This window comes from Cupriavidus sp. 01L46, from assembly GCF_056399905.1.
In genome coordinates, this window is the sequence record NZ_JBFTSF010000057.1 from 1 (window position 1) to 20,597 (window position 20,597).

Below are 20,597 nucleotides of genomic sequence, written 5' to 3' on the forward strand. Positions count from 1 at the left end.
GGTTTTTTTCCTTCAGCTCGCTGCGCCATGCGCGCCGCCAACCACCCCTGCCGACCCCGCAACCCTTGTCCCGTCTGCTTTGCAGCGGTGTTTCGTGTTGCGAGGGGGCGAATCATAGGGGACCCCCTCGGCCTTGGCAAGCGTTTTCTGAAATGATTCTGGCATCGACAGAAAAGCGCCGCAAAAGACCCGTGAAGACTGGCCGGCACCACCAAGCCACGGCACTAGCCCCCAGCCACCTGACTGCGGCAAACTATGGCCGCCGGACAGGCCCGGGCGGCACACGACAGGGTCCGCCGCTGCGCCCGCGGATCACTCTATATAGAAGGAGGAACTTGCATGACCATCCGCATCGTGAAACTGGGTTCGCCCCGACTGCCCGACGAGGGAATCCGCATCGGCACCGTACGCAGGCCGCCCCGGGGCGTGCCGAAAGCCGAGTTTGCCAAGCGGGACTACTACGACGTGTGGTTTCCGAACCTCTCGCCCTCCGCCGAACTGGTTGCACAGGCCTTGGACATACAGGCTGGAGGGGACGAAAAGGCATGGCGGGCATTCGAGCGGCACTTTCGTGCGGAAATGGCACGCCCGGAAGCCAGCAGGACACTGGATCTGCTGGCCGCGATGTCACAGCAAACGAATTTCTCGATTGGCTGTTATTGCGAACACGAGGAAAGATGCCACCGCTCTATATTGCGCGCCCTGCTGGCGGCGCGCGGGGCCGCGCTATCTTAGAGGCCATATCCAAAAGATGCTGGCGTCGTTGCGCTGCCTTGGCCGATCCACTTGTACTGTCTGCGGCCGCGCGCCTAGCCAGAACCGCTTCGCTTCATTCTGAAACGGCCTCTTAGGCCGTGCGCTCAAACCGGCTTTTGGCCCCGCACGCACTGGCGGCGGAACAAGGGGCGCAGGCTGGGCCAGCGGATAGGCAGGAGCGGGGTGCAATGGCGCACAGCGTCGCGCTCGGCATAGTGGGCCAGCAGTTGCTCGCCAACCGACTGCCGGAAATAGGTGGGCGTCGGGTAGTCCATGGTCAATCCCTATTGTGGTTCATCAGGATTGACAGTATACCGAATTTTGGTGCACCGCGTCATGTCGAGGCTCGCAAACGCCCCATTCCGGGGCGTTGGGTAGCTGCAAGAGCGCCCCGAAATGCCAATGGAATCAACGAAAAGCAGCGCCACAGGAGCGACAGGTGCTGACTTGACCCGGTGCGGGATCGCTTTCGTATATCGAATACTATCTACCAGCACTCAAGAACCCGCAGCGCCGGCCTCGGCCACATCTTCGGCTGCCTTGGCAGCGCTGTAGACGTGCCGCGTTGCCAACAGCGCCGCCAGATCCGCATCGCCGGCGATGACGGCCTGCAGGATCTGCGCGTGCTCTTCCCAGTTCTGCCGGGCACGCGTCACGTTGGCCGGCGCGAACAGCAGGCCCGTGCGCTCCCTGAGCGTACGCACCATATCCTGCAGCACGCTATTGGCCGCGATATTGCCCAGCACCTCATGGAAGCGGGTGTTMAATTCGATGAAGCGCTCCGAGCGTCCGCTCGCGGCGGCCTCGGTGCCCTGGCGCAGCACTTCGCTGAGCTCGGCGATCAGGGCAGGATCACGGCGCTGGGCAGCCAGCTTGGCGTTTAGCCCCTCCAGGGTTGCCCGCACTTCGACCATTTCCTTGGCGATGTTCGGCGACAGCGTCGCCACCGAGGCGCCCCGCCGGGGCTCGATGCGCACCAGGCCTTCGGCGGCAAGCGCGCGCAGCGCTTCCCGCACGGGGATGCGCGACACGCCGAGTTCAGTGGAAAGCTTGTTTTCGACCAGGCGCTCGCCCTGGTTGTATTGCCCGCCGAGGATACGCTCACGCAACGTATCGGTCACCAGGGCAAACAATGGGGAGTGCTGGGCGCCAAGGCTGGCGCCGGCGGAATCCGAACCAGGAAGTGCGTGTTCGGTACCATGGGCGTCGGACATAGGTTCTGGCTTGGTCAGCGAGACACTGTCCTCGGGTGTGGCGCGCGGGCGAGCCATCGCGGACGGGTGTCATAGGGATCAGGGACCGCGGCGCTGGCCCGGAAGGCTGAGGGGCAATGCGACCGCGGCGGTATTGTCCGCATTGTATACCGGCGCACTACGGTTTTTGCGCAACACATTGCCAGTGCCAAGGCTCACGCCAGGGCGCGCCGACGCTGGCAGCACGCGCCACCCATGTGCCGGGGGCACGGGTCCGGCAGGCTATGATGCGTAGCCTCTCCCAAACCCCGCCTGCGATTCGCCGATGGCTCTTAACCTGGTCTGGCTCTCCTTCTTCCTGCTCGCCTTCGTCGTCGCCTGCATTCGTGTGGCAACAGGCGATATCGCGGTATTTCCGGCGATGCTCGCAAGCCTGTTCGACAACGCACGCACCGCGTTCGAGATTTCGCTTGGCCTGGCGGGCGTCATGAGCTTGTGGCTGGGCATCATGCGCATTGGTGAGCGCGCCGGCGTCGTCGACGTCTTCGCGCGCGCGGTMAATCCGCTTTTGCGCCACTTCTTCCCTGGCGTTCCCCAGGGCCACCCGGCCCAGGGCGCGATAATGATGAATGTATCGGCCAATATGCTGGGGCTCGACAATGCGGCGACGCCGCTCGGCCTCAATGCCATGCGGGAGCTGCAGTCGCTCAATCCGCGCGCTGACACAGCCAGCAACGCGCAGATCATGTTCATCGTGCTGAACACGGCTGGCTTGACGCTGATCCCGACTTCGGTGATCGCCATGCGGCAGGCGATCGCGGTCAAGCAAGGCCTGGTCGGGTTCAATGCCGCGGATATCTTCCTTCCGACCCTGCTCGCCACCTGCGCGTCCTGCGTTGCCGGCTTGCTGGCAGTGGCCTGGGCGCAGCGGCTCAACCTGCTCAAGCCTGCCGTGCTGGCCGCCTTCGGGCTGCTGGCGGCGGCTGTCGGCGGACTCTTCCTCTGGCTGCGGCACGCGCCCCCGGAACAGGTRAGCACCGCCACCGCCCTGGCTGGCAGCGGCTTCATCCTGACATTGATCGTGGTCTTCCTGATTTGCGGTGCCGTGCGCGGCATCAATGTCTACGAGGCCTTCATCGACGGCGCCAAGGAAGGCTTTGGCGTGGCTGTGCAGATCATTCCCTATCTCGTGGCAATCCTGGTGGCGATCGGGCTGTTTCGGGTGACCGGCTGCATGGATGTCTTGATGCAGGGCCTGAGCACCGCTTTTGCCTGGCTGGGCCTGGACACCGCCTTCGTCCCCGCGTTGCCGGTCGGGTTGATGAAAATCCTGTCTGGCGCGGGCGCACGCGGACTGATGATCGACGTCATGAGCACCTATGGCGTCGACTCCTTCCAAGGCAAGCTCGCCGCGATCATCCAGGGCTCGACCGAAACCACCTTCTATGTGCTCGCCGTGTACTTCGGCAGCGTCAACATCCGCAACACACGGCACGCGCTTGCCTGTGCCTTGTTCGCCGATCTTGTGGGATTGTGCGCCGCGGTCGGCATCGCCTATCTGTTCTTCCGCTGAAACGGGCACGCCGTGTCGCGATAAACCAGATGAATTGCCGACAAACACTCGACAAAAACAGGGCAAAAGGTGAGAGAAAACGAGCTTCCGATGTATTAAACCGCCATTTTGTTGCTCACATACAACATGTTTGTGAAGCCAGACACGCTTGGTCTATATGCCGCTTGGTGCGACGCAGCAAATCATATATAGTGGAGTCTGTCTCCTCCACCACCTCGGTGGATTCCAGCCCGCGCACGAAACTGCGCGGGTTTTTTTTGCCCGCGTTTTGCCAATCGCCATGATTTGCCCTTGCTATGGCCTCCGCCTCGCAGCGCCCACCCTTCTTGCCGACATGATTTCCGCGCTGCGCCCGCCCCGCCCCGATGCTTCGATGTTGCAAAGAGGCCTGGTCTACGCCTTCTCGTTCCTGGTCCTGGCCGGCACGGGATGGCTTACCGGGGAAGCTGGCTATCTGTGGGCGGCAACGGCTTCTATCTGGACCTGCCTGGCCGATCGCCGCGGCACCGCCGCCGAACGGCTGGCCGCACTGGGCTCCGTCGGCATTGGCGGTGCGGCCGCATGTGCCCTGGGCACCGCTGCAGCGGTGACGCCGTGGACGGCGCTGGCCTTGGTGCTTTTCGCTGGGCTGGCCGCCGGGCTGGCCGAGACCCGCGGCCCCGTGCCCGCGCTGTCGGCCAAGCTGCTCTACGTGGTGCTGATCGCCTCCTGCCTGCAACCGGCGGGCGAGGCCGAGCTGGCTGTGCGTGTGCTGGCCCGCAGCCAGGAATTCCTGCTCGGCGGCATCTTCGCCTGCGTCGTCAGCCTAGCCCTCATCCGATCCGCTCGCGACACGCGGCCGCGCGCCGAGATACTGGCGATGTTCGATGCGTTGCTGCGTTTTGCTTCCGATCTGGCGGCCGATGCGCCCGTAGGCGATGCGACGGCCATCAAGCGCGACATCCGCGAACGTATCGAGGCTGCGCATCAGGCGATCAACATGCGGCGCAGCCTGCGGGACCCGCTTGGGCTGATGCACTATGCCTACGTGGTGAGCTTGGCCGATGCCATGTTCGCCCTGTTGATCGTTGCCGCCGAACTGCGCAGCCGGGCCGATGACGCAGGCCCCAAAGCCGGTGACACGGGCAGTGCGGAGCACCTGCCGCTGCGCCACTTGCTGCGCTGCGTCACCGATGTCCGGGAGCAGGCCTGCGAAAGTCTGGCCCATCACGCGCCTGACCTGCCGTCGCTATGCGCGGCGCTGGCCGGCGAACTGCGCCGCCTGCATGCACCGCTGGCCAATGCCGGGGCGCCGCCGTTGTACCAGGCTGCGTTGAGCGCACTGGCCCGGTATCCGGCCTTCGGCGACTGGCGCCGCGAGTACCGTTGGCCACGGCGCACCGTGCGCCGGACATGGCAACGCTGGCGCGCCGTGGTTGCGGAGCACACCGCCCGCGATGCCCGCGTGGCCCGCCATGCGGTGCGGCTGGCACTGGCTGGCAGCCTGAGCCTGATGCCGGCGCAGTTCTGGAGAGTCGATCACGGATACTGGGTGGCGGTCACCGTCATCATGGTGCTTAGCCCCCAGTTGCAAACCACGCGCAGGATCTCGTTCCTGCGCTTCGCGGGATCCCTGGCCGGCGCGCTGCTGGCCTGTGCCATCGGCCTGGCTCACCCGTCGGCGCCGCTGGCCCTGGCAATCAGCGCGGCCTGCCTGGCGGCCGCCTACACGTGCCGGCTCGCCGGCAGTCCCGGTGCCTTCGCGATGTGCCTGACGCCCGCGGTAATCCTGTTCTCGTGGGTCGGGGCCCCAGCGGCGGACAGCAGCCACTTTGCCGCGCTGCGGGGCATCGACACGGCGCTGGGCTGCCTGATCGCCCTGGCCAGCTACTACGTGCTGGCGCCGCGGGCCGAGCTGTCGCGGGTGTATCGCCATAGCCTCGACGCCCTGGTGGCAAACGCAGCGTACCTGCGGGCAGCATTTGCCGGCGCCAGCGCGTTCACTGCCTCGCCCACGCGCTCGCCCGCACCGACGCAGACACGGCTGGAAACCTTGCGCATGGCGGCCGGACGTACTTCCAGCCGGGCGGATCAAACCTTGCAGCAGGGCGCGGCAGAACTCGCTCCAGAGCTGGCCCGCGAGTACGCCCAGCTGCACCTGGCCTTGCGGCGCATGGCAGCGCTGGCTGGCTTGGTGCGCGCCRGGCTAGAGGGCCAAGCGGGCAAAAGCCAGCCGGAACCGGCCACGCAGGCAGTCCTGCAAGGCCTCGCCGCGCAGCTGTCCGACCTGGCAGCCAACCCCGGCGCAGGCGTGACTTCGCTTGCAAGCGGGTTCCTGCCTGATTCCGCGGCGCCGCTGGACCGGTTTCTGGTTGAACAGGCCGGCTTCGCCTCGGCCCAGATCAACGCCGCCCATGCAGCCGTGGCCGCCGTGCACCGGCTGGCTGGCAGCCAGCCCAAACCCAACGGCCCGCGTTTGCCATATCCGGGTTGATGACGGTCAAAGCCCAGCACTCCGCGTTCATCGCGGATCGGAACGATCTCCTAGAATGGTTCCATCCCTCAGTGACCGGTGTGAGCACGCCATGCCCGAAATATCCTTTCCCCGCAGCGTTCCCACCTACTGTGCGGCTAGCCTGACCCTCTCCTGCCCCGCCACTGTCAACGGGCAACCCACCTTGTATTCGATCACGGCCGAGGCGCTCGAGACCCATTTCGGCGCCCGCTCCCCACGCGAGGAGGACCTGGTGCGGGCGTTTACCAGCCATCGGCAGCGCATCGAACGCATTGCCGAAGGCCTGTTCGAACTCACCCAGGCGCGGGAAATCCTGTTACGCAGCGGGCACATCCGATTCGCGGGCTGAAGGCTCAGCCTTCCGCCGCCTGGCCGCGCACCAGGAGCACCGGCACGCTGGCCTGCCGGATCACGGACTCGGCCACGCTGCCCAGGACCAGCCTGCGCACGCCACGCCGGCCGTGGGTGCCGATCACGATAAGGTCTGCGCCCCACTCGGCGGCTGCATCGTTTACCGCACTGGCAATGTCACCCCCCACGGCCTGCTGGGCGACCAGCCGCGTTTCGTGGCGCACGCCCTGCGCGCCGAGGCGTTGCGCGGCAGCGGCCAACGCGCGCTCGCCGCTGTCAGTCAACGCTTGCAGCACAGGCGTCGGGTCGTAATACGCGACATCGAACATAAGCTGGCCGTTGTCCACGACATACAAGGCGAGGACTTGCGCGCCCCCGGTGCCCGCGATCCGGATTGCCTCGGCAAGCGCCAGGTCGGAGGTCGCACTGCCATCCACTGCCACCACAATCTTCTTATAAGCCGCATTCGTCATTGCCATTTTCTCCCTAAGAACAACGGATAGTGGCGGAAGCGGCATCGCATTCCGCCGGATTCGATACTACTCACCCCCGTGCGGCGCAGACGTTGCGTGCGCGCCCGAGTCCACGATCACGAGGTAGCGCCCCGGCCGGGCTACCGGCGCCCGGCCCGGTGCCAGGATCCAGAGCGAGTCACCGCGCTGCGCGGCAGCCAGGTAGTCGGCATCCAGCAGCCCATAGTGGTCAAGGAGGCGATTCAGGGTGGCGGGGATCCGCACGCATCCCTTGGAAGCCGGGTGGCCCAGCCGAGATTCAAGCCGGTCCGGATCGGTGGCATGCATCTGCAAGCGCATCTGGCTCTCCCCGCCCTTGCCCCAGCCACGTTGGGCATCGACCCAGCCGAAGTCATAGATGCGCATCCCGCTGACGCCGTAGCCGCGGATGCCGTTTTCGTTGTAGGTACCCTCGGCGCGGAAATCCATGTTGTCCATGCTGTGGCTGAATACACCGGTCGGCGTGATGAAATGATCGAAAGTGCCTGGCTTGCCTGTCGAGACGGGCGCGGCGCCCACCCACTGCCAAGGCGCATCGTCGGCGGGCCGCGCGAACAGCATGGCGGCCTGGACGCGCGGGTTGCGATCGACCAGCACAGCCCAGTCACCCGCGTCGGCCTCCCGCCCGTCTGCCTGCAGCGCGGACGCCAGCAAGCCGGCATACCGCACGGCGACGGCCGCCGGGAGGCTGAGATGGCGGGACACCTGTTGCGCAAATGCTTGCCGGACCATGCTGAGCTCATTGGCGGCGGCGAGTGGTGGCTGGAACGCCACCAGCGCGGCTAGCGCCAATGGCGCCAGAGGTCTGAAGCGAGCGAGCCAGCGCCGAAACCCTTTGACGCGGGCCCGCCCGAGGCGAGCGCACGGCATGATTGCCTCCTTAAGACAGGCGTTGCGGCTAAACGCCATGGTTGACGTTTAGCCGGCGCGGCGCCTTGCGCAGGATCAAGCTCCGCGCACGCAAAGCGCTCCGACGGCGCCGCCGCCGTCCCGAAACGGTGGACGGTCTACTTATATAGACCGCGAAGGCAACGACTATTTCCGTTGTGTATGCCAGACGCCGCTTCCCGGGGACGAAGGATCGCCAGCGCACCGGGCATTGCGGCTCAGCCGCCGCGTTTCGTGCCTTACGCAGGTCGCATCCATATACAATCACGCCCATGCAATACATCCATGTCGTCAACGGCGACGTAGCGGGCAACACGCTACGGCAAGCCCTCGCCCAGGCCGCCAGGCCCGACCCGGTCGTCGTGCTTCGCGACGACCTCGCCGTCGGGCCGCTGGCCGACGTCGATAGCAGCGGGCTGATCCGCTCCGGTTTCTGGCAGCGCGTGGCGCCGCACAGCGACATCGACTTCGCCGCCGAGATGCACCAGGCGCTGGACCAGCTGCATGGCCTGCGCAAGGACGAGCTGGAGGTTGCCATCTGGCATGGCCAGAGCGCTTCCGACCAGCTGATGCTGCGCCGGGTGGTGTTTCACCTCTACCAGTCGCCCCAGCGCATCAATGAAGTGGCCATGGACCTGCGCGAGCTGGAAGCACCCGCACGCGGCAACCTGGCCGCGATCGGCATGTATCCCGCGGCCCGGCTGGCGCGGCGCTTCTCCACCATCGCCCCGGTCTCGGTCCTGCGCCTGGGCCGCCTGGGCTATGAGTGGCAGCAGAACGTCAAGGAAAACGCCGACGTGCGCCTGTGGAAGGGCAATACGCTGGTGCCAGCGGCCTACCACACGGTCGACGAAGTGATCCTGGAGCGCGCCCCGCTGGAATGGGCGCCGGCCGCGCAATTGGTGGGCGGCGTGATGGGCGCCATCGAAGGCCTGCTGGCCAGCGACTGGTTTGTGTTCTGGCGCTGCCGCGAGCTGATCGGCGCCGGCCAGCTGGTGCTGCGCGGCAATGCCGAATCCCTGCAGACCTGCGAGCTGCGCCGCAACCTGTCCGCCGGCGGCGAGTAAAAAGAAAAAAGGCGAAGGTCTCCATGGCCCGTACCAAGGCACCCGATTTCGAGGCGCAGCGCKAGCAGATCCTGGACCTGGCTGCCGCCGCCTTTGCCGCCAGCAGCTACCCCAGCACCTCGATGGCCGACCTGGCCGCCGCCTGCGGCACCTCCAAGGCCCGGCTGTACCACTATTACGAGAGCAAGGAGGCGATCCTGTTCGATCTGCTCGACCGCTACACGCGCCGGCTGATGCTGATCGTGACCGAGGTCGAGGCGGAGGCGGAACGCCAGGGACGCAGCGAGCTGGATAGCTTCTCCAACCTGATCCGGGCTTTCCTGGCCGAGTACGAGACCTCGCAGACCCGGCATGTCGCCCTGATCAACGACGTCAAGTTCCTCGCCGAGGAGCAGCGCGACCAGATCCTCAAGCGCGAGCGCGACGTGGTGGCCGCCTTCTCCCGCCAGTTGCGCCGGGCCTATCCTGAGCGCGTCAACCGCGRCAACCAGGCCGCGCTGACGATGACGGTGTTCGGCATGATCAACTGGACCTTCACCTGGCTCAAGCCGGGCGGCAAGCTGTCGTACGCGGAGTTCGCCGAGATGGTGATCGACCTGCTGGCGGGCGGATTGCCCGCCGCCCGCGCAGAGCCCGCGGCGCGGCTGCGCGGTGTCGAGTAACACATATTCATAGGCAATGCCGGCGCCATTACAGCGCCGGCATTGCATCTCAGGACCAGTCTTCCTCTTCCCGCTGGCGGCGCTGATCGCGGTCCTGACGGAACATCTCCTCCAGTTCGTCACGCGCCTGGCGCGCCAGCGAGACCAGCTTCTTCTGGTCCGTGTAGTGCGGGTAGAAGCGCTCGATCGCCGCGATGTTATGCCGGCGAAAGCGCAGCGCGACCGAGCGGGCCTGTACGGGATCGTAGCCCAGCCCCTCCAGCACGCGACGGCCCAGCAACAGCGAGCCCTCGAACACTTCGCGCTCGAACAGATGCACGCCGCGGTCCTTGAGCTGGTAGACGTGCGACACATGGCGCGCCCGCGCGTAGATCTGCAGGTGCGGGAAACGCGCGCGCACGCTGTCGATCAGCGCGAGGCTGTCCTCCATGCCATCGATCGCCACCACCAGGATGCGGGCCCGCTCCGCGCCCGCGGATTCAAGCAGGTCCATGCGCGTGGCATCCCCGTAGAACACCTTGAAATCGTACTGGCGCAGAAACTCGATCTGGTCGGGATCGTGGTCCAGCACGGTCACGCCGATCCCTTGCGCATAGAGCAGGCGGCCGATGATCTGGCCAAAGCGGCCAAAGCCGGCGATCAGCACGGGGTTGTCCTGCGGCGCGATCACGTCGTCCGGGCGCCGCGCCAGGCGGGCCAGCCGGGGCGCCACCAGCCGGTCGAAGGCCAGCAGGAGCAGCGGCGTAGCCACCATCGACAGCGCCACCACCAGCACCAGCAGCGCTTCGATGCGCGCCGGCAGCAAGCCGGCGCCGCCCGCCACGCCAAACACCACGAAGGCGAACTCGCCGCCCTGTGAAATCAGCAGCGCAAACAATAACCACTGGCCGCGCGCGATGCCAAAGCGCGGCGCCAGCAGGGCAAGCACCACCGTCTTGAGCAACACGAAGCCAACCACCAGGGCCGCCACCTGCACTGGTGCCTGCATCAGCACGCCGAAGTCGATCGACATGCCTACCGCCATGAAGAACAAGCCCAGCAACAGGCCCTTGAAGGGCTCAAGGTCGGCTTCCAGCGCATGACGGTACTCCGAGTCCGCCAGCAGCACACCGGCCAGGAAGGTGCCCAGCGCCATCGACAATCCCACCGCGTCCATCATCAGCGCGATGCCCACCACGAGCAGCAGCGCGAAGGCGGTAAACATCTCGCGCATGTCGGTGCGCGCGATAAAGCGCAGCGCGGGGCGGACCAGATAGCGCCCGCCCACCACCACGGCGCCGATCACCCCGACCGCCTTTGCCGCCCCAAGCCAGCCCGCCGCGCCGGACGCGCCGGCGTCGGCGCCACCGGCAGCCAGCAGCGGCAACAGCGCGATCATCGGGATCGCGGCGATGTCCTGGAACAGCAGGATGCCGAAGCTGGCGGCGCCCGCCGGCGTGCCAAAGAGATTGCGTTCGGCCAGCGTGGCCAGCGCGATTGCGGTGGACGACAGCGCCAACCCCAGGCCCGCCACCAGTGCGACCTGCCACGAGGCCCCGACCAGCGCAGCGACGCCGCCGAGCAGGATCGCGCAGGCCGCCATCTGGGCGCCGCCATAGCCGAAGATCACGCGGCGCAGCGCCCACAGCTTCTTGGGCTCGAGTTCCAGGCCGATCACGAACATCATCAGCACCACGCCGAACTCGGAAAAATGCAGGATGGATTCGACGTTGGTCACCAGCCGCAGGGCCCACGGGCCGATCGCCACGCCGGCCAGCAGGTAGCCGAGCACCGCGCCCAGGCCAAAGCGGCGCGCCACCGGCACCGCCACCACCGCGGCCACCAGGAAAACCACCAGGGCTACCAGGAAATCATGTTGTTCCATGGCGCGCTCCTCAGCTTGCGGCGGCGTTGACGGCAACGCCACGGGCGCCGTCCGCGATGCCGCCCAGCACACCGGTGACCCGGCCGATATGGTCGGCCAGCGCCTGGGCATCAGCCTGGTTGGCATCGTGCAGCACCAGCGGCGAGAGCCAGCTCATGCCGCACAGCACGGCGGTCTGCTCCAGCGGCAGCATGTATTCCTCGATGCTGTGGCCGTGCGTGCCGTCGGGCCCGTAGGAGTCGGCGTGGCCACCGGTGCTGGCCACCACAAGCATGGACTTGCCACGCAGCGCCGTACCGCCGGGGCCGTAAGCCCAGCCGCTCTCCAGCACTTCGTCCACCCACAGCTTGAGCAGCGCCGGCATGCTGTACCACTGCACCGGGAACTGCAGCACCAGCGTGCCGGCCCGCGCGAGGGCGCGCTGCTCAGCGACCACGTCGATGTCGTAGTCGGTATAGCTGGTGTAGAGATCGTGCACGGTCACGCCGGGCAGGCTTTCCAGTGCCGCCGCCAGCGGACGATTGACGCGCGACAGTTGCGGCCTGGGGTGGGCGTAGATAACGAGAATCGGGGGCTCGGCCTTGGGGTCCACGAAAAATCCTGAGAAATCGGCTGCGCAACGGTAGCCGTGAGGCACAAAAAGATGTGCATAAAGCACTTATATCTGTGAATAACTGGGACTGCATCACCGCGAGGCAGGGCCAATCCCGTGCCCCGGCCTGGCGAAAGCTGATATGCGGCGTTGCAGCAAACCCACATCATCGGGCGGAAAGCGCCCTTCAAGCATCACACAACTCATTGATTTATATAGATTTAGTTGGAATTTACAAAATCGAACAAGGTTGATGCGATGCTCACCTTACGTGGAACTGACAAATCCACTACAATACTTTTTGCATTGCAGCAAGATAGTGTTTGCCCTTGTAGTCCGACCCATTTGTCGAAAGTGCATGGCTGAACACCCGCTGAGTGCTATTTTTATACCTGATTACGTCGCAAGGAAAACAAAGTGAATCCGCTCGAACTGAGCAAGGCCGTCGGGGCCGTATCCGACGAAGATCTCCGCCGTGCAGCCGCAGCAGCGCAAGCCTCGCATCGCCCCACCACCTTGGTGCGCGAGCTGGCTGCGCATCATCGCTCGCGCCTGCTGAAGCATTTCCTCGCCCTGGGCGAGGAGGATCGCCTGCTCCGTTTCGGCCAGTCGGTTGGCGATCATGTGATCGAAGCCTACGTCGACAGCATCGATTTCGACCACGACACCGTGTTCGGCGTGTACGACGAGCACCTGGAACTGATCGGCGTGGGCCACTTTGCCAACCTGCGCGACAACACGCAGGGCCGGGTTGCCKAGTTCGGCGTCTCCGTGTCGCAGAGCGCACGTGGCCGCGGCATTGGCAGCGCGCTGTTCGAGCGTGCGGCCATGCACGGCCGCAACAGCAATGTGCGCACCCTGTACATGCACTGCCTGTCGCGCAATGCCGCCATGATGCACATTGCCAAGAAGGCCGGCATGAAGGTGCAGTATGCGTACGGCGAGGCCGATGCCTACCTTGAGCTGCCGCCTGCCGATACCGTCAGCCGCCTGACCGAGGCGCTCGACGAGCAGGTTGCCGACCTCGACTACATGCTGCGCCGCAACCTGCGCGATGCGCGCCGTTTCGGCCTGCGCTTCTGGCGCTCGATGGTGCCGCAAAAGCACACCGCCTGAGCGAAGCCTGCCGGCATCGTACCGATGGCGCGCCCGCCCGGCGCGCCATTTTCTTTGGTGCCGGCGATCGCCGCGAGGCCCTCAGCCTCCTGGCACCGGCAAGGCCGTGGTGTCCTTGATGCATTCAAGGGCGAAGCTCGATCGTACGTCGATGACCGCCGGATGGGCCAGCAAGTGGTCCTTCATGAAGCGTGCGAAATGCTCCATGTCTTCCACGTAGACCTTGAGCAGCAGGTCCATCTCCCCGGTCATGGCGTGACAGGCGGCCACTTCCGGCCAGATCTCGATGGCAGCTCGGAACAAGTCCAGCGGCGCCTTGCCTTTGGGCGCCCCCCCGTGCTTCTCGAGCCGTACGTTGATATAGGCCAGCAGCCCCAGCCCGATCCGGCCGGGTTCCAGCAGCGCCGCGTACTGGCGAATCACGCCCACCTCCTCCAGTCGGCGGATGCGCCGCAGGCACGGGCTGGGCGACAGGTTCACGCGCTCGGCCACTTCCAGGTTGGTCAGCCTCCCGTTGGTCTGCAGCACCTCCAGGATCTTCCTGTCGATCTTGTCCAGCTCCACCTTGCTCACGATATTGTTGCTCCGCAATATGTTTGTCGGCAATTTTTTTGCGCAAATTTAGCAAACCGTGCACAAGTACGCAATTTTTTATGGTGACCTGTCTCCTGCGGCGTCCTTTCGCCCTGCGCGATCGCCTTCCGGGTGCAAGATGCCGCCGCGACGTACAGCCATGCACAGGAACGGGGCGTCGGAGACTGCCGTGGCAAATGCGACCCGATCGCCCCGGACGTTCCGGCCTTCAGGGCCGTGGACTATCCGCTGACCCGGCAGGTCGAGGGTTCCGAAGGCAAGGATGGTGCCAACGCTGGCCGGTGCCGCCAGCCACGGCGCAAAAAAAAAGCGCGGCCGGCAACGGTCGCGCTTTTTTCATCTGCCCACGGCGCGGCGCGCCGTGGATCCTGCCTCAATCAGTCACCGCGATCAGCCACCGCTGCTCGACGGCGCTGCCGGGTTGGACTGGCTACCGCGGGGCATCCGCTGCATCCGCTGCTCGTGCATCTTCTGCATGCCAGCGTGGATCTCGTCGAGCGTCAGCTTGCCATCGTGGTTGGTGTCGAACTGGTCGAAGTACCTGGCCAGGTGAGGCATCCCGGCTTGCACCTCTGCCTTGGTCAGCGCACCGTCGCCATTCTTGTCGGCCGCCTTGAAGCGGGCGTCGAGCTCGGCCCGCATCTCGGCACGGCGCTGCTCCATCATCGTCTTGCGATAAGCAGCCAGTTCGCTCTTGTCGAGCTTGCCGTCGTGATTGGTGTCGATCTTGTTGAACAGCGCGTCGGCCTCCGCCTTGGAGATCGTGCCATCGCCGTCGGTATCGACCGATTTGAACCACATGCCGCCGCCATGCTCCATATGGTGGCGTTCCGGGGCCGGCGCGGCGGGCGCAGTGGTCTGGGCGAAAGCTGCGCCGCCCATCGCCAGGAACACGGCCGAAGCGGCCATGAAATTCCGGATCGAACGTGCCTTGAGATTGCCTTGCATGTCTTTGCTCCTTTTTCGTCTCGGTGGACTGGTAGGAATTAGAGCGCACGCCAGGCTGGAAAGTTGGTCCACCTAATACGTTGTTACGCGGCTCACAGTTAAGCACCGCCGGCGTAAACCACTGAAAGTAACGTAAACAAGTTGGCGCAGCGCTGTTACAAGTCAGTCTTTAGCAGAGATAGGTTCGCTGCCGCCCTGGGACTGCTGCTGCGGCAAGGACTGCGGCGGCGGTGCGGGGATGGGCGTGGCGGGCACCGGCATCGGCGTGGATAGCGGCGCCGCCGCGCCTGCCGGCAAAGCCGGCTGCGCGGCCGCCGCGGGACCGCGCGTGACGATGGCCGGGACCGGCAGCGCAATTTCCTGGCGCACGCCATTGCGCTCGATCACGACCCCGCGATCGCGGATTTCCGTCAGCCGGAGCTGCGGCGACAGCGCGGTGCCCGCGCGCACCGCCTTGGGCGGGCCGCCATCCAGCGAGACAATGGCCGCCCCGGCACCGCTGCCAATGTCGGCAACCACACCGATCAACTGCACATCGCGCACGCCGGACTGCGCGTTGCCGCCAAACAGCGTGCCGGCCGCGCCGGTCTCCACCGCCTCGGTCTGCGCCACGCGGGCCGCGTTCGGCACGGCAATGGTCTGCATCGCGCTGAAGATGAGCGCCCAGCGGGTGGCCAGGGCGCATAGCGCGACGAACAGCACGAGCGCGGCCAGCCGCGGCAGCCAGAGGCTGGAGGGGTTGAAGCGAAGGGCGGGCCGCAAGGAGAGTTGCACGGAAGTGGGCTGGTAGGCATCAAAACGCCAAGCCTACCAGAGCCGCATGACAGCTGTCTGCCTCCGTCAGGCCCGCGCCGTTTCGCCGCGGGTGAACATGCAAGCACTCGCTCGCAAAGTCGTCATGAAGTGGCGGTTATACTGTTTGACCACTGGATCGCCACCACGCGGATGCAACGCGGATGTGAGCAGGCGCTCCGCCAGATATTCCATAAGGCTAACCATGATGCGCAGGAACGTTGCCACCCTTCCCGACTCTTCCCCCCGCCTCGGCCRCCGCCGTGTCCGCGGCTTTACCCTGATCGAAATCATGGTCGTGATCGTGATCCTCGGCGTGCTGGCCGCGCTGGTGGTCCCGAAGATCATGAGCCGCCCGGACGAAGCCCGTATCGTCGCTGCGCGCCAGGACATCTCCTCGATCATGCAGGCGCTCAAGCTGTACCGCCTGGACAACAGCCGCTATCCCACCACGGAGCAAGGCCTCGCGGCACTGGTGGCCAAGCCCACCACCGAGCCCGTGCCCAACAACTGGAAAGGTGGCGGCTACCTGGAAAAGCTGCCCAAGGACCCCTGGGGCCATCCGTACCAGTACCTGAACCCGGGCGTGCGCGGCGAGATCGACGTGTTCAGCTTCGGCGCCGACGGCCAGGCGGGCGGCAGTGGCAACGACGCCGATATCGGCAACTGGGAATAAGGAACCACTGCCATGATCCGGGCCAGGCGCGCAGCCATGAGCACCTGGCCACAGGCAGGGCAAGCTCACGGCCATCGCGGCCGCGGCTTCACCTTGCTGGAACTGCTGGTGGTGATGGTGATTGCCGGCATCGTGATCTCGCTGGTAGCCGTCAATGCCGCGCCCAATGAGCGCGGCCGCGTGCTCGACGACGGACAGCGCATTGCGCGGCTGTTCGAGCTCGCCCAGGAAGAAGCCCAGCTGCGCGCCCGGCCGATCGCCTGGGAGGCCGATACGGTCGGCTGGCGTTTCCTGCAAGCCACGCCGGCCGGCTGGTCCCCGCTCGCCGGGGACGTGTTCGCGCCGACCAAATGGCGCCTGCAGCTCGACAGCGTGGCCGTCACCGAAGGCGGGCGCGGCAACGGCGGCGCGCGCCTGGTGTTCGGGCGCGAGCTGATCGAGGGTCCCCAGCATGTCGTGCTGGTGCGCGGCGGCATCCGTATCGACGTGGCCAGCGACGGTGCCGGCCGCTACTTTGCCAGCACGCCATGACGCGCCGCCCAAAATCGCCTCCCTGTGCGCGCAGTGCCCGGCGCGTGCCGGTGCGCGGCTTCACCCTGATCGAAGTGCTGGTCGCCCTGACCATCCTGGCCGTGGCGCTGACCGCCGCCATGCGCGCGATGGGATCGATGATCGAGGCGGGCTCCGCCTTGCAGACCCGCATGCTGGCCGAGTGGAGCGCCGAGAACCACCTCGCCACCCTGCGCCTGTCCAAGACCTGGCCCGAGCCCGGCACGCGCGGCTACGCCTGCCMGCAAGGCGGCGTGGAGCTGTACTGCGAAGAAACCATATCGGGCACGCCCAACCCCTCTTTCCGCCGCGTCGAGATCGCGGTCTACCCGTCCGGCGCCGACAAATCCGTGCGCCTGGCCTGGCTGGTCACCATCGTTCCCAATGAAACGCGCAACCTGCTTTAAACGCGTTAAGCGCCCTAAGGGCCTCCAGGGCCTTCAGTGCCTTGGGCGGCCACGCCAGGCCGTGGCCATGCGCGGCTTCACGCTGCTTGAAATGCTGGTGGCGATCACCTTGCTGGCGGTGATCGCCGTGATCGCGTGGCGCGGCCTGGACGCGATGACGCGCGGCCGCGAGCGCCTGACCGACCACGACAACCGCCTCAATTCGCTCAAGCTGCTATACGGCCAGTTCCAGTCCGACTGCGAGCACCTGACCAGCCCGACCCTGCTGCAGGGCAGCCCGGTAGAGCTCGGCAACGGCCAGTTGTTGATGGTGCGCGACCGCCGCGACGAGGGTCGCCCAAGCCAGTGGCAAGTCGTCGTCTATCGCCTTAACGGCAGCACGGTGGTGCGCGCGGCCAGCCCGCCGGCTGACAACCGCAGCGCCGTGCAGGCCGCGATGATCGCGCTGCGCCAGGCGGGCGGCGGCGGCAACCTGGCACGGCCGCTGGTTGGCGATGCCGACAGCCTGTCGGCGCGCGTCTGGGTCGAACCCGGCGGCTGGCAGGCCGAGAACGGCCGCGTCGCCGCCGCGCTGCTCAGCGGCAACGCCAGCGCCAGCGCGGTAGCCGCCTCCGGCGTGAGCGCCAGCCTGGGCGTCGCCACCACGGCGGTGCGCGCAATCGAGCTCAACCTCACAGCGCGCATGGGCGACGGCGACACGCCGCGGCGCTTCCAGAAAATCTGCATGACCGGCCTATGAGCAAACGCCCCGCTCCCCTTGTGCCGGCCGGCCGCCGCCAGCGCGGCGCCGCCGTGGTCACGGCCCTGCTGGTGGTCACGCTGGCGGTTGTGGTGGTATCCGGCATGCTCTGGCGCCAGCAGGTGCAGATCCGCTCCATCGAGAACCAGCGCCTGCTGGCCCAGGCCAGCTGGATCGAGCGCGCGGCCGTCGACTGGGCCCGCCTGATCCTGCGCGACGACCAGCGCCGCACCAGCGTGGACCAGCTCGGCGAGCCCTGGGCAGTGCCGATCGCCGAGACCCGTCTGTCGGACTTCCTCGGCGCCGGCCTGCGCACCGACCAGGAAGGCGAAACCTCCTTCCTGTCGGGCCGCATCCTTGACGCCCAGGCCCGCTTCAACCTCTCCAACCTCGTGCTGTGGACCGCCAGCGAGTCCCAAGGCCGGATCGCCACCATCGACGCCCCCAGCCTGGCGATCTATCGCCGCCTGCTGCAGACGCTGGGCCTGAACGCCTCGCTCGCCGAGCCGACCGCCCGCTACCTGGTCAGCGCCGCCGGCGCCAGCAACGGCGGCAGCAGCGACAGCCAGCGCGGGCTGCGCGCGCCCGACGACGTCAACGACCTGCTCGCCATTCCGGGCTACACGCCGGAGATCGTGGCCGCGCTGGCGCCCTTCGTCGACATGCTGCCCGAGCGCACGCTCGTCAATGCCAATACCGCCGAGGCCGAAGTGCTGGCCGCCGTGATCGACAAGCTGCCGCTGGACCGCGCCCGCGAAGTGGTGCGCCAGCGCGACCGCGCCTATTTCAACAACATTGGCGACCTGCAGACGCAATTGCGCACGCTGGCGCCGCAGGCCGACCCCAACGCGGCCACCAGCACGCTCGACGTACGCACCCACTACTTCCTGATCTACGGGCTGATCCGCCACGAGCGCGCCAGCCGCATGCAGGTCTCGCTGGTCTACCGCGGCGAAGCGCTGGGCAATGCCAACACCACCCGGGTGGTCTGGGTGCGCGATATCGACCGGATGCCGGAGCAGCGCTGATGCGCGCAACCCCTCGTCCGTGTGGCCGTCGTGGCTGGCGGATTTTGGGATCATGCTGTCGGGTCGCGCGGGGCGAAAAGGGTTACCGTAGGTGGCCACAAGGGGCAGGCCCGGGCCTCCCAGGCGCCCCGTGAAACACCTGCCGGCGCCCTTCCCGGACGTTCGGCCAGCAGTATCAGACAGATACGTATTGACGCCAATTCGTCACACAGGCAAGGTATGCTCCGGCCCGGCGGAAGCGGTAGTCCATGGCTCCGGTCGCCCGCCTGTCCTGTGCCGCCGGCAGTATCGCAGCCGGCATCAGCCATGCAAGCAGCGCCGTCCGCTGCATGGGCCGCATGCCCCCGCTATCGTTCATTGACGCCACGATCGGCGCTGTAGCAAGGAAATCTTGAGCACCACCCTGTACGTCCGCCTGCCGCATCGGCCGCACGACCAGCCGCAACCCTGGCACTTCGGTGCCGTGCCGTTTGCCCTGGTCCGCACGGCCGTGGCCGACCGTAGCCACCGGCAAGGCCCTCAGGCGGCAGGGCAGTTGTTGCGCGAAGGCCACGCCACCATCGCCGAACTGCCTCCCGCCGAGCGCCTGGTCCTGATCATGGCGGCCAGCGACGTGCTGCTTACCGGAGCCACGGTGCCGCCGCTCGCGCCGGCGCGGCTCAAGCTGGCGCTGCCGAACCTGGTCGAGGAAGTGCTGGCCACCGATGCCCAGCCTTGCCATATCGCTGTGGGCCCGGCCCTCGACGCGCTGCAGGGCAAGGCGGCCAGCGGCTCGCGCCGGCGCTTGCTGATGGTGACGGACCGCGCCTGGCTGCGCGCCGTGCTGGACGCCTTTGCCGAGCATCGCCACCGCCGCCGCCACGTGTTGCCGGCGCAGTTGTGCCTGCCCCAGCAGCCCGTGGCGCAGCCCGCCGAGCCCGGCGCGGATTCCGTCGCCCCCCCTTCCGCGGCCAGCGCGGCCCTGGCCACGCTGGCGCTCGAAGGCGCCTCGCTGACCAGCGCATCGCCCTTGTTTGAAACGGAAGGCGTACCTGCGCCAGCCGAGCTTTCGCGCTATTGGCAACTGACCGTGCGCAGCAGTGAGTACGCCGGCTACGGTCTGCTGCTAGGCTCCGAGGCACTCGCCGCCTGGCAGGGACTCGCCCCCGCCGGTGACTGGTACGCATCAAAGGACGCCTTGGCGCAGGTGGCGCCGCCGGGCGCGCACCCGCTGGACTGGCGGGTATGGATCGAAGGGGCGCAGGCCAGCCTGCGCGAGCCCGCGCTCGACCTGGCCCAGTTCGAATTCGCCCAGGGCCGTGCCGACCGCTGGAACCTCAAGGCCTGGCGCCTGCCGCTGGCGCTGGCTGCCGGCCTGGTGCTGGTCCAGTTGATCGGCATGAACGTGCATTGGCTGCTGCTGCGCCAGGAGGCGCAGCGCCTCGCGGCCGGCCAGGAACAGACGTTGCGCAGCGCCTTTCCGCAGATCCCCGTGGTCATCGATCCGCCGCTGCAGATGCGCCGCCAGGTCGAGCAGCTGCGCCTGGCGAGCGGGCGCAGCACGCCAGACGATTTCCTGCCGCTGGCCGACCGCTTCGGCCAGGCCGCGCGCCAGCTTGCGCCGGACGCGCTGCTGGCGCTCGAATACCGCGGGCACACCTTGTTCGCCACGCTCAAGCCTGGCACCGACACCAACGCGCTGCGCAGCGCGGCACGCCAGTCCGGGCTGGCCATGGAAGCCGACAATAGCCCGCCCGACGCCGCGCGCGCCAACGCACCGGCCGGCACGCGCTGGTCGATCAAGCCCAGCCTGTGAG

General features: G+C 66.8%; 23 protein-coding genes. 13 read left to right on the forward strand and 10 right to left on the reverse strand.

What is annotated here, in order from left to right:
• The first annotated feature begins 339 nt into the window (after positions 1-339).
• Positions 340-735, forward strand: coding sequence for a DUF488 domain-containing protein (locus tag AC1DS3_RS12570; RefSeq protein ID WP_441637537.1), 396 nt, complete (start codon positions 340-342; stop codon positions 733-735).
• 125 nt (positions 736-860) lie between these two features.
• On the opposite strand, the gene AC1DS3_RS12575 is transcribed toward AC1DS3_RS12570, so the two are convergent.
• Both AC1DS3_RS12575 and AC1DS3_RS12580 read right to left on the reverse strand, forming a co-directional pair.
• Entirely contained in the window at positions 861-1,031 is a 171-nt protein-coding gene (locus tag AC1DS3_RS12575) for a hypothetical protein (RefSeq protein WP_441637535.1), read from the reverse strand.
• Between the two features lie 222 nt (positions 1,032-1,253).
• Positions 1,254-1,970, reverse strand: coding sequence for a GntR family transcriptional regulator (locus AC1DS3_RS12580; RefSeq protein WP_477127273.1), 717 nt, complete (start codon positions 1,968-1,970; stop codon positions 1,254-1,256).
• Positions 1,971-2,274: 304 nt separating this feature from the next.
• Between AC1DS3_RS12580 and AC1DS3_RS12585 the strand changes: the two genes are divergently transcribed.
• The 3 genes from AC1DS3_RS12585 to AC1DS3_RS12595 all read left to right on the forward strand — a co-directional run bounded on the left by AC1DS3_RS12585 (position 2,275) and on the right by AC1DS3_RS12595 (position 6,365).
• The gene (locus AC1DS3_RS12585; RefSeq protein ID WP_441637531.1) at positions 2,275-3,522 is read left to right on the forward strand and encodes a nucleoside recognition domain-containing protein; all 1,248 of its coding nucleotides are present in this window, start codon (positions 2,275-2,277) and stop codon (positions 3,520-3,522) included.
• A 334-nt stretch (positions 3,523-3,856) separates the two neighbouring features.
• Complete coding sequence (locus AC1DS3_RS12590; RefSeq protein ID WP_477127274.1) at positions 3,857-5,995, forward strand: FUSC family protein; 2,139 nt, start codon at positions 3,857-3,859, stop codon at positions 5,993-5,995.
• A 91-nt stretch (positions 5,996-6,086) separates the two neighbouring features.
• On the forward strand, positions 6,087-6,365 hold the full coding sequence (locus AC1DS3_RS12595; RefSeq protein ID WP_183032748.1) for a DUF1488 family protein: 279 nt from the start codon (positions 6,087-6,089) through the stop codon (positions 6,363-6,365).
• Between the two features lie 4 nt (positions 6,366-6,369).
• Here the strand turns inward: AC1DS3_RS12595 and AC1DS3_RS12600 are convergent, their stop codons facing one another.
• Both AC1DS3_RS12600 and AC1DS3_RS12605 read right to left on the reverse strand, forming a co-directional pair.
• On the reverse strand, positions 6,370-6,840 hold the full coding sequence (locus AC1DS3_RS12600) for a universal stress protein (RefSeq protein WP_441637551.1): 471 nt from the start codon (positions 6,838-6,840) through the stop codon (positions 6,370-6,372).
• Positions 6,841-6,906: 66 nt separating this feature from the next.
• The gene (locus AC1DS3_RS12605; RefSeq protein ID WP_441637527.1) at positions 6,907-7,749 is read right to left on the reverse strand and encodes a L,D-transpeptidase; all 843 of its coding nucleotides are present in this window, start codon (positions 7,747-7,749) and stop codon (positions 6,907-6,909) included.
• Between the two features lie 290 nt (positions 7,750-8,039).
• On the opposite strand from AC1DS3_RS12605, the gene AC1DS3_RS12610 reads away from it, so the two are divergent.
• Both AC1DS3_RS12610 and AC1DS3_RS12615 read left to right on the forward strand, forming a co-directional pair.
• Positions 8,040-8,834: a DUF1835 domain-containing protein gene (locus AC1DS3_RS12610; RefSeq protein ID WP_441637525.1), complete on the forward strand. Its 795-nt coding sequence runs from the start codon at positions 8,040-8,042 to the stop codon at positions 8,832-8,834.
• Between the two features lie 23 nt (positions 8,835-8,857).
• The gene (locus AC1DS3_RS12615; RefSeq protein WP_477127275.1) at positions 8,858-9,496 is read left to right on the forward strand and encodes a TetR/AcrR family transcriptional regulator; all 639 of its coding nucleotides are present in this window, start codon (positions 8,858-8,860) and stop codon (positions 9,494-9,496) included.
• A gap of 49 nt (positions 9,497-9,545) precedes the next feature.
• On the opposite strand, the gene kefC is transcribed toward AC1DS3_RS12615, so the two are convergent.
• Together kefC and kefF are read right to left on the reverse strand one after the other, a co-directional pair.
• Entirely contained in the window at positions 9,546-11,360 is a 1,815-nt protein-coding gene (gene kefC / locus AC1DS3_RS12620) for a glutathione-regulated potassium-efflux system protein KefC (RefSeq protein WP_441637521.1), read from the reverse strand.
• Positions 11,361-11,370: 10 nt separating this feature from the next.
• Positions 11,371-11,952, reverse strand: a complete 582-nt coding sequence (gene kefF / locus AC1DS3_RS12625; RefSeq protein WP_441637519.1) for a glutathione-regulated potassium-efflux system oxidoreductase KefF — start codon at positions 11,950-11,952, stop codon at positions 11,371-11,373.
• Positions 11,953-12,369: 417 nt separating this feature from the next.
• Between kefF and AC1DS3_RS12630 the strand changes: the two genes are divergently transcribed.
• The gene (locus AC1DS3_RS12630) at positions 12,370-13,068 is read left to right on the forward strand and encodes a GNAT family N-acetyltransferase (protein ID WP_477127276.1); all 699 of its coding nucleotides are present in this window, start codon (positions 12,370-12,372) and stop codon (positions 13,066-13,068) included.
• An 81-nt stretch (positions 13,069-13,149) separates the two neighbouring features.
• Here the strand turns inward: AC1DS3_RS12630 and AC1DS3_RS12635 are convergent, their stop codons facing one another.
• From AC1DS3_RS12635 to AC1DS3_RS12650, 4 genes are all read right to left on the reverse strand, one after another.
• On the reverse strand, positions 13,150-13,641 hold the full coding sequence (locus AC1DS3_RS12635; protein ID WP_043352404.1) for an Lrp/AsnC family transcriptional regulator: 492 nt from the start codon (positions 13,639-13,641) through the stop codon (positions 13,150-13,152).
• A 411-nt stretch (positions 13,642-14,052) separates the two neighbouring features.
• A complete protein-coding gene (locus AC1DS3_RS12640; RefSeq protein WP_441637514.1) occupies positions 14,053-14,610 on the reverse strand; it encodes an EF-hand domain-containing protein in 558 nt (185 codons plus the stop codon).
• A gap of 162 nt (positions 14,611-14,772) precedes the next feature.
• On the reverse strand, positions 14,773-15,384 hold the full coding sequence (locus AC1DS3_RS12645; protein ID WP_441637512.1) for a type II secretion system protein N: 612 nt from the start codon (positions 15,382-15,384) through the stop codon (positions 14,773-14,775).
• Positions 15,385-15,450: 66 nt separating this feature from the next.
• Complete coding sequence (locus AC1DS3_RS12650; protein WP_477127285.1) at positions 15,451-15,630, reverse strand: hypothetical protein; 180 nt, start codon at positions 15,628-15,630, stop codon at positions 15,451-15,453.
• Here AC1DS3_RS12650 and gspG point away from each other — a divergent pair.
• The 6 genes from gspG (at position 15,611) to gspL (ending at position 20,596) form a co-directional block, all read left to right on the forward strand.
• Positions 15,611-16,078 carry a type II secretion system major pseudopilin GspG gene (gene gspG / locus AC1DS3_RS12655; protein ID WP_477127284.1) on the forward strand — a complete coding sequence of 156 codons (468 nt, stop codon included), beginning with the start codon at positions 15,611-15,613 and terminating at the stop codon, positions 16,076-16,078. The genes AC1DS3_RS12650 and gspG overlap by 20 nt on opposite strands.
• A gap of 36 nt (positions 16,079-16,114) precedes the next feature.
• Positions 16,115-16,609, forward strand: a complete 495-nt coding sequence (locus tag AC1DS3_RS12660) for a GspH/FimT family pseudopilin (protein ID WP_441637510.1) — start codon at positions 16,115-16,117, stop codon at positions 16,607-16,609.
• Positions 16,606-17,034: a type II secretion system minor pseudopilin GspI gene (gspI, locus tag AC1DS3_RS12665; RefSeq protein WP_477127277.1), complete on the forward strand. Its 429-nt coding sequence runs from the start codon at positions 16,606-16,608 to the stop codon at positions 17,032-17,034. The genes AC1DS3_RS12660 and gspI overlap by 4 nt, the downstream gene beginning before the upstream one ends.
• A gap of 67 nt (positions 17,035-17,101) precedes the next feature.
• The gene (locus AC1DS3_RS12670) at positions 17,102-17,773 is read left to right on the forward strand and encodes a PulJ/GspJ family protein (protein WP_441637507.1); all 672 of its coding nucleotides are present in this window, start codon (positions 17,102-17,104) and stop codon (positions 17,771-17,773) included.
• Complete coding sequence (gene gspK / locus AC1DS3_RS12675) at positions 17,770-18,801, forward strand: type II secretion system minor pseudopilin GspK (protein WP_441637505.1); 1,032 nt, start codon at positions 17,770-17,772, stop codon at positions 18,799-18,801. The genes AC1DS3_RS12670 and gspK overlap by 4 nt, the downstream gene beginning before the upstream one ends.
• Positions 18,802-19,192: 391 nt before the next feature.
• Entirely contained in the window at positions 19,193-20,596 is a 1,404-nt protein-coding gene (gene gspL / locus AC1DS3_RS12680) for a type II secretion system protein GspL (protein ID WP_441637503.1), read from the forward strand.
• Position 20,597 lies beyond the last annotated feature (1 nt).

Bases quoted from the DNA above. Each gene is read 5' to 3' on its own strand.
- AC1DS3_RS12570 (WP_441637537.1), top strand. From the start codon at position 340: ATGACCATCCGCATCGTGAAACTGGGTTCGCCCCGACTGCCCGACGAG.
- AC1DS3_RS12575 (WP_441637535.1), bottom strand. From the start codon at position 1,031: ATGGACTACCCGACGCCCACCTATTTCCGGCAGTCGGTTGGCGAGCAA.
- AC1DS3_RS12595 (WP_183032748.1), top strand. From the start codon at position 6,087: ATGCCCGAAATATCCTTTCCCCGCAGCGTTCCCACCTACTGTGCGGCT.
- AC1DS3_RS12600 (WP_441637551.1), bottom strand. From the start codon at position 6,840: ATGACGAATGCGGCTTATAAGAAGATTGTGGTGGCAGTGGATGGCAGT.
- AC1DS3_RS12605 (WP_441637527.1), bottom strand. From the start codon at position 7,749: ATGCCGTGCGCTCGCCTCGGGCGGGCCCGCGTCAAAGGGTTTCGGCGC.
- AC1DS3_RS12610 (WP_441637525.1), top strand. From the start codon at position 8,040: ATGCAATACATCCATGTCGTCAACGGCGACGTAGCGGGCAACACGCTA.
- kefC (WP_441637521.1), bottom strand. From the start codon at position 11,360: ATGGAACAACATGATTTCCTGGTAGCCCTGGTGGTTTTCCTGGTGGCC.
- AC1DS3_RS12640 (WP_441637514.1), bottom strand. From the start codon at position 14,610: ATGCAAGGCAATCTCAAGGCACGTTCGATCCGGAATTTCATGGCCGCT.
- AC1DS3_RS12660 (WP_441637510.1), top strand. From the start codon at position 16,115: ATGAGCACCTGGCCACAGGCAGGGCAAGCTCACGGCCATCGCGGCCGC.
- AC1DS3_RS12670 (WP_441637507.1), top strand. From the start codon at position 17,102: ATGCGCGGCTTCACGCTGCTTGAAATGCTGGTGGCGATCACCTTGCTG.
- gspK (WP_441637505.1), top strand. From the start codon at position 17,770: ATGAGCAAACGCCCCGCTCCCCTTGTGCCGGCCGGCCGCCGCCAGCGC.